Here is a 14,276-nt window from a genome sequence, read left to right as displayed (position 1 = left end):
TAAAGATATTGTATCCTACTTTGAAAGTTTTAACTAAGATTACGTTGACGTTTACGTCAAGCGGTAGTAGTCTTTTTAGAAATTATAATTTTGATATAATTTAGTCTTGACTAAATTAGCTTTCATACTGAATTAATTATTATACTGAATAAAAAAAACCAGAGGCAACGATGAAAATATTAGTTCCAATAAAACGTGTAATTGATTATAACGTCAAGGTTCGTGTAAAACCTGATAATTCCAATGTTGATCTTGCTAATGTAAAAATGGCAATCAACCCTTTCTGTGAAATAGCGGTAGAAGAAGCGGTACGTTTGAAAGAAGCTGGTGTTGCAACAGAAGTTATCGCTGTTTCAGTTGGCAATAAATCTTGTCAAGAACAATTGCGTACAGCATTAGCGTTAGGCGCAGACCGTGCTATTCAAATTGAAACAGATGAAAGTTTAGATTCATTGAATATCGCTAAACTTCTACAAAAAATTGTTGAAGAAGAGCAACCTCAATTAGTTATCTTAGGTAAGCAAGCAATTGATAGTGATAACAATCAAACAGGTCAAATGTTAGCTGCACTCACTGGTATGCCACAAGGTACTTTTGCTTCTGAAGTAAAAATTGAAGGCGATAAAGTTAATGTTACTCGTGAAGTTGATGGTGGTTTACAAACACTTGCACTAAGCATGCCTGCTATTGTGACAACTGATTTACGTTTAAATGAACCTCGCTATGCATCGTTACCAAATATAATGAAAGCAAAACGTAAGCCATTAGATGTTAAAAGCGCCGCTGATTTTGGCATTGATTTATCGCCACGTACTAAGTTACTAAAAGTAACACCACCAGCAGAGCGTCAAGCAGGTATTATTGTTGAAACAATTGATGAATTAGTAGATAAATTAAAAAATGAAGCCAAGGTGATCTCATGAGTATTTTAGTATTTGCCGAACACGATAACAGCACATTAAAGGCTGAAACACTTAAAACGGTTGCCGCAGCACAAGCTATTGGTGGTGATATTACTTTATTAGTTGCTGGTTATAATTGCCAAAGCGTTGTTGACGCTGCAGCTAAAGTTAATGATGTAAGTAAAGTTTTAGCTGCTGATAATGCCGCTTATGAACACCAATTAGCAGAAAATATAAGCTTACTAGTGACTGAATTGGCAGCTGACTATGAACATATTGTTGCTACTGCGCTAACGACAGGCAAAAACTTTATGCCACGTGTTGCTGCATTATTAGATGTAACACAAATTTCAGACATCATTGCAGTAGAAAGTAGTGATACGTTTGTTCGTCCAATTTATGCAGGCAATGCTATTGCTACAGTGCAAAGCTTAGACAGCAAAAAAGTTATCACAGTACGCTCTACAGGTTTCGATGCTGTAGCTACAGACGGTAACGCTGAAGTTGTTGCTATTGATACAGTGACTGACGCAGGTAATTCAAGCCATGTAAGTGATGAGCTAACTAAATCTGAACGTCCAGACTTAGGTGCTGCTAGCATTGTAATATCTGGTGGTCGTGGTATGCAAAATGGCGATAACTTCAAACTACTTGACGGTATAGCGGATAAACTTGGCGCAGCAATTGGTGCTTCACGTGCAGCTGTTGATGCTGGTTTTGTACCTAACGACATGCAAGTAGGTCAAACAGGTAAAATTGTTGCTCCTGATCTATATATTGCTGTTGGTATTAGTGGTGCTATTCAACATCTAGCTGGGATGAAAGATTCAAAGATCATTGTAGCGATTAACAAAGATCCTGAAGCGCCTATTTTCCAAGTCGCTGATTACGGTATTGTTGCTGATTTATTTGATGCCTTACCAGAGCTTGAAAGTAAGTTATAAAGATCATATTAAATAAAAGTAAGTCTGCCTTTAAGGTTTAACTTGCTATAATAAAACCACTCATAGTAGTGGTTTTTTTTCATCTAATATTTTCAATTAATATAAGCTTGATTAAATTTAAAATCAGTCGATTTACTACTCTTATCAATTTGATATCAACTAACTAGGTATTTATTACAATGAAAGAAAAACTTTCAAGCCTTGCAGACCTTGCTTCAGCTTTTGGTAAAGCACCTGTCAATATAGATAATGATCAATCAAATACTGATGAATCATTAGTATACTCCACCAACACTGGACGTATAAAAGCTAAAAAACAAAGCGTCAATGTAGTGCCAAGTGATGGCTTTGCACACGTACGTAGAGAAACCAAAGGCCGAAAAGGTAAAGGTGTAATTGTTATTAGTGGCTTAGGATTAAATAGCACAGAGTTAAAATCTCTCGCTAGTAAACTAAAAAAAAGCTGTGGTACAGGTGGTAGTGTTGTCGATGAAACAATTGAAGTTCAGGGCGATAAAAGAGAGTTAATAAAAGAACTCTTAGAAAAAAATGGTTATAAAGTTAAATTTATTGGTGGGTAGTCAGCAAGAGTTTGTGATATCAATCGAGGTATCTTCGAAATTCACACCTCCTATTTGATTAACTTGATTTACATCTAAGCCCGCTTTACTCAACAAATGTATAAAAACACTAACAGTAATTGTATATTTATTAGGACCAAAACGGGCTAGGATATAGCTTAAAATTGATTTACTTTAAACCTTATTTTTTTGATAATAACAGCAATAAAACGAAACCTTACCATAGTAAAGACGGTATTTTTATTTAGCCACGCCTCAAATATTCCTATCTCTATCCTTTTCTATAATAATAATTGGGTATACCTTTACTAATAAATAATTAAAAGGATAAATTATATGTCATATATTCATCAAACAATTTCTGATTTAAAAAACACAAGTCCAGCGCAATGTGAATTTTACCAAGCAGTTGAAGAGGTACTAGAGTCATTAGCACCTATCTTAGAAAGTAATAAGTTATATCAGCAACAAGCTATTATTCAGCGTTTAGTCGAGCCAGAAAGACAAATAATGTTTCGTGTTCCTTGGGTAGATGATCAAGGTCAGATTCAAGTAAATAAAGGCTACCGTATTGAATTCAATTCAGCTTTAGGTCCATATAAGGGTGGTTTAAGATTTCACCAAAGTGTAAATGCCAGTATTATTAAGTTTTTAGGATTTGAACAAATTTTTAAAAATGCTTTAACGGGATTACCAATTGGGGGCGGAAAAGGCGGTTCTAACTTTAACCCTAAAGGAAAGTCTGATGGTGAAGTTATGCGTTTTTGCCAATCATTTATGACCGAGTTATATAGACATATAGGACCAACTACCGATGTTCCCGCAGGTGATATTGGCGTAGGAGCTCGAGAAATTGGCTATATGTTTGGCCAATATAAAAGATTAACAGGTCGATACGAAGGTGTATTAACAGGTAAAAGTTTATTATGGGGTGGTTCACTCGTACGTAAAGAAGCAACTGGATATGGCGTCGTTTATTTTGCTGAAAATATGTTATCAATTAAAGAGGAATCTTTAAAAAATAAGAAATGCCTAGTTTCTGGCTCTGGTAACGTAGCGATATATGCAATGGAGAAACTTTATCAGTTAGGAGCTACACCAATTACTTGTACTGACTCTACTGGTACTATTTATCATGAATCTGGGATTGATTTATCTTTAATAAAAAAATTAAAAGAAGAATCAAGAACAAGTCTAGAAGCTTATTTAGCAGAGCATAAAGATGCTCAGTTTATTCCCACTTCAGAATACCCTAACGATGGCCATGCTGTATGGCGTATGAAAGCTGATGCAGCATTCCCTTGTGCAACACAAAACGAATTAACAGTAGCTGATGCACAAGCATTAGTTTCTAATGGTTGTCAGCTTGTCAGCGAAGGTGCAAATATGCCTTCAACACAAGAGGCAATAAACACATTCATTGATGCTAAAATTTCTTATGGTCCAGGTAAAGCAGCTAATGCAGGTGGAGTATCAACAAGTCAATTAGAGATGGCACAAAACGCAAGCATGCAAACATGGTCGTTTGATGAAGTAGATCAAAAATTACAAATTATCATGAAAAATATTTTTGAAACTGCACATCAAACAGCAATCGAATTTGGCCAACCAGGTAACCTTGTATTAGGCGCAAACATAGCTGGTTTCAAACGTGTCGCTGATGCAATGTTAGAGCAAGGTGTTGTTTAATTAACGGTAACTGACTTTATATAAATTAGATTACAGACGCATCAACGTAATCTAATTTTTTATAACCCTTTAAATATTCTATGAAAATGCCTCCCCACTTATTTTACTCTCCTAATCATGCTAAAAAACCATTATTTGATTAAAAAAAGCACAAAAAATATTGGCAATTTATAAAATTTGTCCTATGCTTAAAATGTTGGTAACAACACAAGTAAGGATAACTTGTTATGGAGGCTTGAAGGATTGAGCTAAGTGGCATGAAGCCACTGAGGGACGATGAAAGACAGGGATCGTTAATCATGGATGATTTCCCCTGTACTCATCTTCTATTCATCACACTCTAAAAATTCAGCTCCAAATAACTACCTTTCATTTTGTATACTACATCGTTATTTATTTAATAATTAGAACAACTAGTTATTGAAATAAATGCCTTGTATTTGTCAATTCTTTCTACGTATAAAATTGTTCACCTAATTAATGAAACTGGTATAACTAGCATGAACCACACTACCTTGGGAGTCATATCGATGCATATATGTACTTATTCTGTGTGTATTTATACCAATTCCGATAATTTTGTGATCTAATGTAAGCTTAAATATAAGGCTTAAAATGACTCATAACTTATCACAGCTTATTTCATCAACGACTAATGCAAGAATGCGATTACGATTGCTTGCTGTATCTCACTTTATCGATGGAAAAAATCGCACACAAATAGCTACTTTCTTGAAAGTTAGCCGCACTAGCGTTAATAAATGGATCCATACTTATTTACATGATGGCTTAGAGGGACTTAAAGAAAAAAAACATACAGGTCGCCCAAAATCTTTGGATGATAAGCAGCTATCACAACTGAAAAGTTTTGTTATCAATTCTGCTATAAAACCGAGTGGTGGTAGGCTTCAAGGAAAAGATATACAAGAATATATTGCGACAGAGTTTGGTGTTGTCTACCAAAAATCTAATGTATACGACACACTACACCAGCTTGAACTAAGCTGGGTAACAACACGTTCAAAGCACCCTAAGCAATCCATTGAGACTCAAGAAACCTTTAAAAAAACTCCAATTTGAAACGATCGCCAAGATCCCGTTATCGATATCGCTTGATCAAGTCGATGTGTGGTTTCAGGATGAAGCGCGGTTTGGTCAGCAAAACACAACGACCAGAGTGTGGGCAGAAAAAGGAACGCGCCCTAGGGCAATCAAACAGCAGCAGTTTATACCAATTCCGATAATTTTGTGATCTAATGTAAGCTTAAATATAAGGCTTAAAATGACTCATAACTTATCACAGCTTATTTCATCAACGACTAATGCAAGAATGCGATTAAGATTGCTTGCTGTATCTCATTTTATCGATGGAAAAAATCGCACACAAATAGCTACTTTCTTGAAAGTTAGTCGCACTAGCGTTAATAAATGGATCCATACTTATTTACATGATGGCTTAGAGGGACTTAAAGAAAAAAAACATACAGGTCGCCCAAAATCTTTGGATGATAAGCAGCTATCACAACTGAAAAGTTTTATTATCAATTCTGCTATAAAACCGAGTGGTGGTAGGCTTCAAGGAAAAGATATACAAGAATATATTGCGACAGAGTTTGGTGTTGTCTACCAAAAATCTAATGTATACGACACACTACACCAGCTTGAACTAAGCTGGGTAACAACACGTTCAAAGCACCCTAAGCAATCCATTGAGACTCAAGAAACCTTTAAAAAAATTCCAATTTGAAACGATCGCCAAGATCCCGTTATCGATATCGCTTGATCAAGTCGATGTGTGGTTTCAGGATGAAGCGCGGTTTGGTCAGCAAAACACAACGACCAGAGTGTGGGCAGAAAAAGGAACGCGCCCTAGGGCAATCAAACAGCAGCAGTTTACCTACGCTTATTTGTTTGGCGCAGTCTGCATCACCAATGGAAAAACAGAAGCTATCGTAGCCCCATTAAGTAATATGGATGTGATGGCGTCACACTTAGCACTCATTTCAAAGGCGACAGAAGAGGGACGACATGCTGTAGTCTTGATGGATGGTGCCAGTTGGCATCAAAAGTATCTTGATGACGAATACAACAATTTGACGATCATCCATATTCCTCCCTATTCACCCGAGTTAAATCCAATTGAGCAAGTGTGGTCATGGATGAGGCAGAATGAAATAGCTAACCGTTGTTTCAAGGATTATGAGGATATTGTTGAGAAGTGCTCAGAAGCTTGGAACCGCTTTAGAAGTAATACTAAAAGGGTAATATCTCTATGTCACCGAGACTGGGCCATTATGACCAGTTAATTATCGGAATTGGTATTACCTACGCTTATTTGTTTGGCGCAGTCTGCATCACCAATGGAAAAACAGAAGCTATCGTAGCCCCATTAAGTAATATGGATGTGATGGCGTCACACTTAGCACTCATTTCAAAGGCGACAGAAGAGGGACGACATGCTGTAGTCTTGATGGATGGTGCCAGTTGGCATCAAAAGTATCTTGATGACGAATACAACAATTTGACGATCATCCATATTCCTCCCTATTCACCCGAGTTAAATCCAATTGAGCAAGTGTGGTCATGGATGAGGCAGAATGAAATAGCTAACCGTTGTTTCAAGGATTATGAGGATATTGTTGAGAAGTGCTCAGAAGCTTGGAACCGCTTCAGAAGTAATACTAAAAGGGTAATATCTCTATGTCACCGAGACTGGGCCATGATGACCAGTTAATTATCGGAATTGGTATCACTTTCGTAACGGGCTCTTCGGGTGTACCTTGCGGTACGAATAGAAGTTTAGCAATGTCCTACTCTCACATGGGAACTCCCACACTACCATCATCCGGCGCTACTGCGTTTCACTTCTGTGCGCCGCGGCTGTATTAGCGAATGGGTTCAGGTAGGGCCACAGCGCTATTGTTGTATTTTTTAATAGCTAACAGCAAAAAGCCCGTCACTTTCGTAACGGGCTCTTCGGGTGTACCTTGCGGTACGAATAGAAGTTTAGCAATGTCCTACTCTCACATGGGAACTCCCACACTACCATCGGCGCTACTGCGTTTCACTTCTGAGTTCGGAATGGAGTCAGGTGGTACCACAGCGCTATTGTCGCTAAACAAAAAAAGGCAATCTTAGAAAGCTGTAAATATCGTTTTGTTCTTTATTCTTATTCAAGTAACACGTAAGTACGTGTGTTTTCTAATGTCAGTCTTCATACAATGCACTTCATAGTTCTAAAAACTACTTGGGTGTTGTATGGTTAAGCCTCACGGGCAATTAGTATCAGTTAGCTCAAGACCTCACAGCCCTTACACACCTGACCTATCAACGTTGTAGTCTCCAACGACCCTTTAGGGAGCTTAAAGCTCCAGTGAGAACTCATCTCAAAGCCTGCTTCCCGCTTAGATGCTTTCAGCGGTTATCAGTTCCGAACGTAGCTACCGGGCAATGCTATTGGCATAACAACCCGAACACCAGCGGTTCGTCCACTCCGGTCCTCTCGTACTAGGAGCAGCCCTCTTCAATTCTCAAACGCCCACGGCAGATAGGGACCGAACTGTCTCACGACGTTCTAAACCCAGCTCGCGTACCACTTTAAATGGCGAACAGCCATACCCTTGGGACCGACTTCAGCCCCAGGATGTGATGAGCCGACATCGAGGTGCCAAACACCGCCGTCGATATGAACTCTTGGGCGGTATCAGCCTGTTATCCCCGGAGTACCTTTTATCCGTTGAGCGATGGCCCTTCCATACAGAACCACCGGATCACTATGACCTACTTTCGTACCTGCTCGACGTGTCTGTCTCGCAGTTAAGCTGGCTTATGCCATTGCACTAACCGTATGATGTCCGACCATACTTAGCCAACCTTCGTGCTCCTCCGTTACTCTTTGGGAGGAGACCGCCCCAGTCAAACTACCCACCAGACAGTGTCCCCAAGCCCGATTAGGGCCCTAGGTTAGAACATCACGCATACAAGGGTGGTATTTCAAGATTGGCTCCACAAAATCTAGCGACTCTGTTTCAACGCCTCCCACCTATCCTACACATGTAGGAGCAATGTTCACTGTCAAGCTATAGTAAAGGTTCACGGGGTCTTTCCGTCTAGCCGCGGGTATACGGCATCTTAACCGCAAATTCAATTTCACTGAGTCTCGGGTGGAGACAGTGTGGCCATGATTACGCCATTCGTGCAGGTCGGAACTTACCCGACAAGGAATTTCGCTACCTTAGGACCGTTATAGTTACGGCCGCCGTTTACCGGGGCTTCGATCATCAGCTTCGACCTAAGTCTAACCGAATCAATTAACCTTCCGGCACCGGGCAGGCGTCACACCGTATACGTCATCTTTCGATTTTGCACAGTGCTGTGTTTTTAATAAACAGTTCCAGCCACCTGGTTACTTCGACTGCTCTGAGCTTAGGAAGCAAGTTCCATCACCCTGAGCAGCGTACCTTCTCCCGAAGTTACGGTACTATTTTGCCTAGTTCCTTCACCCGAGTTCTCTCAAGCGCCTTAGTATTCTCTACCTAACCACCTGTGTCGGTTTGGGGTACGGTTCCTATATATCTGAAGCTTAGAAGCTTTTCCTGGAAGCATGGCATCAATGACTTCATGTCCGTAGACACTCGTCTCGAGTCTCAGTGTTAACAGCAACCCGGATTTACCTAAGTCGCCCACCTACATTCTTTCACACGGACTACCAACGCCGTGCTCATCTAGCCTACTCCGTCCCTCCTTCGCAATATATAGAAGTACAGAAATATTAATCTGTTTCCCATCGACTACGCGTTTCCGCCTCGCCTTAGGGGCCGACTTACCCTGCCCTGATTAACATGGGACAGGAAACCTTGGTCTTTCGGCGGGGGAGTTTTTCACTCCCCTTATCGTTACTCATGTCAGCATTCGCACTTGTGATACCTCCAGCAAACTTCTCAATTCACCTTCAACGGCTTACACAACGCTCCCCTACCACTTAATCCTAAGATTAAATCCGCAGCTTCGGTGACTAGTTTAGCCCCGTTACATCTTCCGCGCAGACCGACTCGACTAGTGAGCTATTACGCTTTCTTTAAAGGATGGCTGCTTCTAAGCCAACCTCCTAGCTGTCTATGCCTTTCCACATCGTTTCCCACTTAACTAGTACTTTGGGACCTTAGCTGGCGGTCTGGGTTGTTTCCCTCTTCACAACGGACGTTAGCACCCGCAGTGTGTCTCCCGCATATCACTCATTGGTATTCGGAGTTTGCAAAGGGTTGGTAAGTCGGGATGACCCCCTAGCCTTAACAGTGCTCTACCCCCAATGGTGTTCGTGCGAGGCTCTACCTAAATAGATTTCGGGGAGAACCAGCTATCTCCCGGCTTGATTAGCCTTTCACTCCGACCCACAAGTCATCACCGCATTTTTCAACATACGTGTGTTCGGTCCTCCAGTTGATGTTACTCAACCTTCAACCTGCCCATGGGTAGATCGCCGGGTTTCGGGTCTATACCCTGCAACTAAACGCGCAGTTAACACTCGCTTTCGCTACGGCTCCCCTAATCGGTTAACCTTGCTACAGAATATAAGTCGCTGACCCATTATACAAAAGGTACGCAGTCACCCGACTAAATCGGGCTCCCACTGCTTGTACGTATGCGGTTTCAGGTTCTATTTCACTCCCCTCACAGGGGTTCTTTTCGCCTTTCCCTCACGGTACTGGTTCACTATCGGTCAGTTAGTAGTATTTAGCCTTGGAGGATGGTCCCCCCATATTCAGACAAAGTTTCACGTGCTCCGTCCTACTCGATTTCACTTAAAGGTTGCTTTAGTGTACGGGACTATCACCCTGTATCGTCTTACTTTCCAGTAAGTTCCACTAGCGCCCAATAAGCTTAAGGGCTGATTCGCGTTCGCTCGCCGCTACTAACGAAATCTCGGTTGATTTCTTTTCCTCGGGGTACTTAGATGTTTCAGTTCTCCCGGTTCGCTTCATTATCCTATGTATTCAGATAATGATACCTAGCTTATGCTAAGTGGGTTTCCCCATTCGGACATCTTTGGCTATAACGGTTTTTATCACCTCACCAAAGCTTTTCGCAGATTAACACGTCCTTCATCGCCTCTAACTGCCAAGGCATCCACCACATACGCTTAGTCACTTAACCATACAACCCTAAGTAGTCTTTTCTAATAAAAGAAATGAAAACAAAGTACACCGTGGAGACTAATCCACAGTAATTGTAAAGTCTGACATTTTCACGTACTCAATATATCCGAAGATATAAGATGAGTTACTTGATAAGACATCTTTGCTCTAAGAGCAAGTATGAATTCGATAATACATCCTTGGGGGATGCATTATCACCATTACAGCATTCACGATAAGAGAATGTTGTAACAGCTTGGTATTTATACTGTAACAAACAACAGCGCGACACCGTGTTTGTCATATAAATACCGATATTTATATCAGCTTTCCAGATTGTTAAAGAACTAATTTTTAACTCACATTCGGTTAAAAACTTGGTTTAAAAAACCAAACTTAAATTATCATCGCTTTGATAGATTAAGTTTGGTCTCTTTCTTCATTTAAAAGAAACGATGGTATTTTGATTTCTTTACAAGGCGCTTTGTGGTGACGTGTAGTCTTTTCTACACGAACTACGAAGCAACGTAGTAAAAAGTCAAAATGGTGGAGCTAAGCAGGATCGAACTGCTGACCTCCTGCGTGCAAGGCAGGCGCTCTCCCAGCTGAGCTATAGCCCCATCAGGGTTTCTTTCAATTTTGTTATCATGTAATTTGTGTGAATACTCTGAATATCTCTTAAAAGGGACATTCCATTATTCGTTTTTACTTCAAGATAAGGAGGTGATCCAACCCCAGGTTCCCCTAGGGTTACCTTGTTACGACTTCACCCCAGTCATGAAACACAAAGTGGTGACCGTCCTCCCGAAGGTTAAACTAGCCACTTCTTTTGCATCCCACTCCCATGGTGTGACGGGCGGTGTGTACAAGGCCCGGGAACGTATTCACCGTAGCATTCTGATCTACGATTACTAGCGATTCCGACTTCACGGAGTCGAGTTGCAGACTCCGATCCGGACTACGACAAGCTTTGTGGGATTCGCTCAACCTCGCGGTATTGCTGCCCTCTGTACCTGCCATTGTAGCACGTGTGTAGCCCATCCCGTAAGGGCCATGATGACTTGACGTCGTCCCCACCTTCCTCCGGTTTATCACCGGCAGTCTCCTTAGAGTTCCCGACATAACTCGCTGGCAAATAAGGATAGGGGTTGCGCTCGTTGCGGGACTTAACCCAACATTTCACAACACGAGCTGACGACAGCCATGCAGCACCTGTCACAGAGTTCCCGAAGGCACAAGTCTATCTCTAGTCTCTTCTCTGGATGTCAAGGGATGGTAAGGTTCTTCGCGTTGCATCGAATTAAACCACATGCTCCACCGCTTGTGCGGGCCCCCGTCAATTCATTTGAGTTTTAACCTTGCGGCCGTACTCCCCAGGCGGTCAACTTAGTGCGTTAGCTGCGCCACTCACGCCTCAAGGCACAAACGGCTAGTTGACATCGTTTACGGCGTGGACTACCAGGGTATCTAATCCTGTTCGCTCCCCACGCTTTCGTTCCTCAGCGTCAGTATCTGTCCAGGTGGCCGCCTTCGCCACTGATGTTCCTTCCAATCTCTACGCATTTCACCGCTACACTGGAAATTCCACCACCCTCTACAGTACTCTAGTCTACCAGTTCAAAATGCAGTTCCAAGGTTGAGCCCTGGGCTTTCACATCTTGCTTAATAACCGCCTACGAACGCTTTACGCCCAGTAATTCCGATTAACGCTTGCACCCCTCGTATTACCGCGGCTGCTGGCACGAAGTTAGCCGGTGCTTCTTCTGTTGTTAACGTCACAGATGCTTGCTATTAACAAACATCCTTTCCTCACAACTGAAAGTGCTTTACAACCCGAAGGCCTTCTTCACACACGCGGCATGGCTGCATCAGGCTTTCGCCCATTGTGCAATATTCCCCACTGCTGCCTCCCGTAGGAGTCTGGGCCGTGTCTCAGTCCCAGTGTGGCTGATCATCCTCTCAAACCAGCTAGAGATCGTCGCCTTGGTAAGCCTTTACCTTACCAACTAGCTAATCTCACTTGGGCTAATCAAATGGCGAGAGGTCCGAAGATCCCCCCCTTTGGTCCGTAGACGTTATGCGGTATTAGCAGTCGTTTCCAACTGTTGTCCCCCACCATAAGGCATATTCCCAAGCATTACTCACCCGTCCGCCGCTCGTCAGCAGATAGCAAGCTATCTCTGTTACCGCTCGACTTGCATGTGTTAAGCCTGCCGCCAGCGTTCAATCTGAGCCATGATCAAACTCTTCAATTAAAAATCGTTTGTGTAACCTCACCATTCTACCTAAGTAAAAGTGATGTGTTACTGCTCAATGAATTCTGTCGTGATACCAACCGAAGTTGATATCGCATTACATAGTCGCACCTATCTCGCTAGAAATAAGTAACTATATTTATTTGCATGAACATCATTCATTAAGCGTTTTTTTGTTCCACTTTCCTAAGAAAGAAGAACTATGTAAAAACAAGTTAATGTGAGTATTCACACAAATTGCATGATAACTAATTGTTAAAGAAGATATCGAGTAACTAGGTTAGTCGATATAGATGAGAGTCGCATTCGCTCTTCACCTAACGATTTAAGAACTTAACTTAATTCGTGTTGCTCGTTGCTGTTGCCCCGAAGCAGGATGCGTATCATACGCTTCCGAGTTTTAATGTCAACGTTTTATTTTGATTTTTTTAAAAGTTTTTGTAAACTCTTAAACACTTCATTTTAAAACGTTAAATTAACTATTTATCATTAAATGAAAGTAGATAACTTATTAAAACAGTCCGTTGATGATTCGTTTTACCTGAACCCCTTGGAACTGGAGCGCATTGTATAGATTTCTTTTACTGGGTCAACTGTTATTTATCAAAAAGTTCAATTATTTGTTTAAGTGCTCAACAATGATACAAACCCTGTAGATACTGTAGTTTAAACAATCAATATGCTTTGTAATTTACACTTTATCATTAAGCATACCTATTAATGAGGTTTTATAAACAGTTAGTAAGTAGTTAAATATTAAGCAAACAAACAACACTTATTAAAAAAAGCTTATCACTCATTAAATTTCAGTTATAATAATGATTCTTCTGGGGTGTTTGTAAGTGACTATGTCCCTGAGCCGATAAGTTTTACCTTAGGGAGTTGATTTTCAGCTATTGTGCAAGCCCGGCTCGTATCGGGAAGCCTACGGTTGAAATGATACTTCCGCCCTGAACACACGGTGTTCAGGACTACGGTTTACTGCGGCACCCTGGAAGAACCTCTTTGTAATAGGTAATCAAAACAAACTTCCGCGCTATCTCTAGAAAAGCACACGATGTTAAGAGACCGCTTTACTGCGCCCCCAGGAAGAACCTCTTTTAATTAACAATTACCATATAGCTATACAAACGATAAACTTCCGCGCTGTCTCTAGAAAAGCACACGACATTCAGACACCGATTTACTGCGGCACCCTGGAAGAACCTCCTTTAGTTACCTATTACCATATAGCTATACAAACGATAAACTTTCGCGCTATCTTTAAAAAACTGTACGATGTTCAATAGTATGGTCAACTCCGTTACCTAGGTAGAAATTTTCTCCTTATACTCATAAAGGTACTTATAGAGATACTTATAAGTAGATAACCTAATCACCCCTGACAAAATGAATGGTTATTTGTAATATAAAACCCTAACTCTTACTTTTATTATTTCCTTTAATTATTTATAGATTGAATGTACATGATCGTTAAATATTACCTTTTATTAAACGTGTTCAAATAGGCTTGCAGTTATTATTTAAGCTGCTATATTGGGCCTATGAAAACACCTATATCAATACCTTATTATATTTTATTTTTAGGGAGCTTTGCCCTAAAATTCCCCGTTTAAACGAGCGTACCTCTACGCTCGTCTGTATTTCAAAATAAAAACCAAACACATTATATCTATTTGATAGCTCCTTTTAAGTTCGCTTAACAAAGTAGGCTTAATTGTATCCATCTTTTATAGATTTATTTATACCAGTTTCATTAATTAAGTGAACA

General features: G+C 40.8%; 6 protein-coding genes, 1 tRNA gene, 4 rRNA genes, 1 other RNA gene and 1 pseudogene. 8 read left to right on the top strand and 5 right to left on the bottom strand.

Going from position 1 to position 14,276, the window contains the following annotated elements; translation table 11 throughout:
* Window positions 1-170 precede the first annotated feature (170 nt).
* The 7 genes and pseudogenes from GQS55_RS05845 to GQS55_RS05815 form a co-directional block, all read left to right on the top strand.
* On the top strand, window positions 171-923 hold the full coding sequence (locus GQS55_RS05845) for an electron transfer flavoprotein subunit beta/FixA family protein (protein WP_159818828.1): 753 nt from the start codon (window positions 171-173) through the stop codon (window positions 921-923).
* Complete coding sequence (locus GQS55_RS05840; RefSeq protein WP_159818826.1) at window positions 920-1,846, top strand: electron transfer flavoprotein subunit alpha/FixB family protein; 927 nt, start codon at window positions 920-922, stop codon at window positions 1,844-1,846. Before GQS55_RS05845 ends, GQS55_RS05840 begins: the two co-directional genes overlap by 4 nt.
* A gap of 242 nt (window positions 1,847-2,088) precedes the next feature.
* Window positions 2,089-2,427 carry a stress response translation initiation inhibitor YciH gene (locus GQS55_RS05835; protein ID WP_236559833.1) on the top strand — a complete coding sequence of 113 codons (339 nt, stop codon included), beginning with the start codon at window positions 2,089-2,091 and terminating at the stop codon, window positions 2,425-2,427.
* A 336-nt stretch (window positions 2,428-2,763) separates the two neighbouring features.
* Window positions 2,764-4,116 (top strand): NADP-specific glutamate dehydrogenase, encoded by a 1,353-nt coding sequence (gene gdhA / locus GQS55_RS05830; protein WP_159818822.1) that lies wholly within the window; start codon window positions 2,764-2,766, stop codon window positions 4,114-4,116.
* A 615-nt stretch (window positions 4,117-4,731) separates the two neighbouring features.
* Window positions 4,732-5,196 (top strand): helix-turn-helix domain-containing protein, encoded by a 465-nt coding sequence (locus GQS55_RS05825; protein WP_159818820.1) that lies wholly within the window; start codon window positions 4,732-4,734, stop codon window positions 5,194-5,196.
* 202 nt (window positions 5,197-5,398) lie between these two features.
* Window positions 5,399-6,422, top strand: a protein-coding gene (locus GQS55_RS05820) for an IS630 family transposase (protein WP_442872173.1) whose coding sequence is annotated in 2 segments (ribosomal slippage) — window positions 5,399-5,853 and window positions 5,852-6,422 — 1,026 coding nt in all. Because the reading frame shifts where the segments join, the coding sequence is not laid out codon by codon here.
* Between the two features lie 23 nt (window positions 6,423-6,445).
* Window positions 6,446-6,850: pseudogene (locus GQS55_RS05815) on the top strand (transposase); the annotation flags it as partial.
* Between the two features lie 63 nt (window positions 6,851-6,913).
* Here GQS55_RS05815 and rrf (GQS55_RS20245) read toward each other — a convergent pair.
* From rrf (GQS55_RS20245) to GQS55_RS05795, 5 genes are all read right to left on the bottom strand, one after another.
* Window positions 6,914-7,046, bottom strand: a 5S ribosomal RNA gene (gene rrf / locus GQS55_RS20245).
* A gap of 74 nt (window positions 7,047-7,120) precedes the next feature.
* Window positions 7,121-7,235: ribosomal RNA gene (gene rrf / locus GQS55_RS05810) — 5S ribosomal RNA — on the bottom strand.
* Window positions 7,236-7,374: 139 nt separating this feature from the next.
* Window positions 7,375-10,269: ribosomal RNA gene (locus GQS55_RS05805) — 23S ribosomal RNA — on the bottom strand.
* Window positions 10,270-10,794: 525 nt separating this feature from the next.
* Window positions 10,795-10,870, bottom strand: a tRNA-Ala gene (locus GQS55_RS05800).
* A 96-nt stretch (window positions 10,871-10,966) separates the two neighbouring features.
* Window positions 10,967-12,505: ribosomal RNA gene (locus GQS55_RS05795) — 16S ribosomal RNA — on the bottom strand.
* The 16S, 23S and 5S rRNA genes sit together here with 1 tRNA gene alongside, the layout of an rRNA operon.
* A gap of 821 nt (window positions 12,506-13,326) precedes the next feature.
* Here GQS55_RS05795 and ssrS point away from each other — a divergent pair.
* Window positions 13,327-13,507, top strand: a non-coding RNA gene (gene ssrS / locus GQS55_RS05790) — 6S RNA.
* The last annotated feature ends 769 nt before the right edge of the window (window positions 13,508-14,276 follow it).

The sequence above is a fragment of the Colwellia sp. 20A7 genome (genome assembly GCF_009832865.1).
In the GTDB taxonomy this organism is placed as follows: domain Bacteria; phylum Pseudomonadota; class Gammaproteobacteria; order Enterobacterales; family Alteromonadaceae; genus Colwellia.
The sequence above is the reverse complement of the archived record's forward strand: the minus strand, read 5'-3'. Positions and strand labels throughout refer to the sequence as shown.

Coding starts and splice junctions, on each gene's coding strand:
- GQS55_RS05845 (WP_159818828.1), top strand. CDS start 171: ATGAAAATATTAGTTCCAATAAAACGTGTAATTGATTATAACGTCAAG.
- GQS55_RS05840 (WP_159818826.1), top strand. CDS start 920: ATGAGTATTTTAGTATTTGCCGAACACGATAACAGCACATTAAAGGCT.
- gdhA (WP_159818822.1), top strand. CDS start 2,764: ATGTCATATATTCATCAAACAATTTCTGATTTAAAAAACACAAGTCCA.
- GQS55_RS05825 (WP_159818820.1), top strand. CDS start 4,732: ATGACTCATAACTTATCACAGCTTATTTCATCAACGACTAATGCAAGA.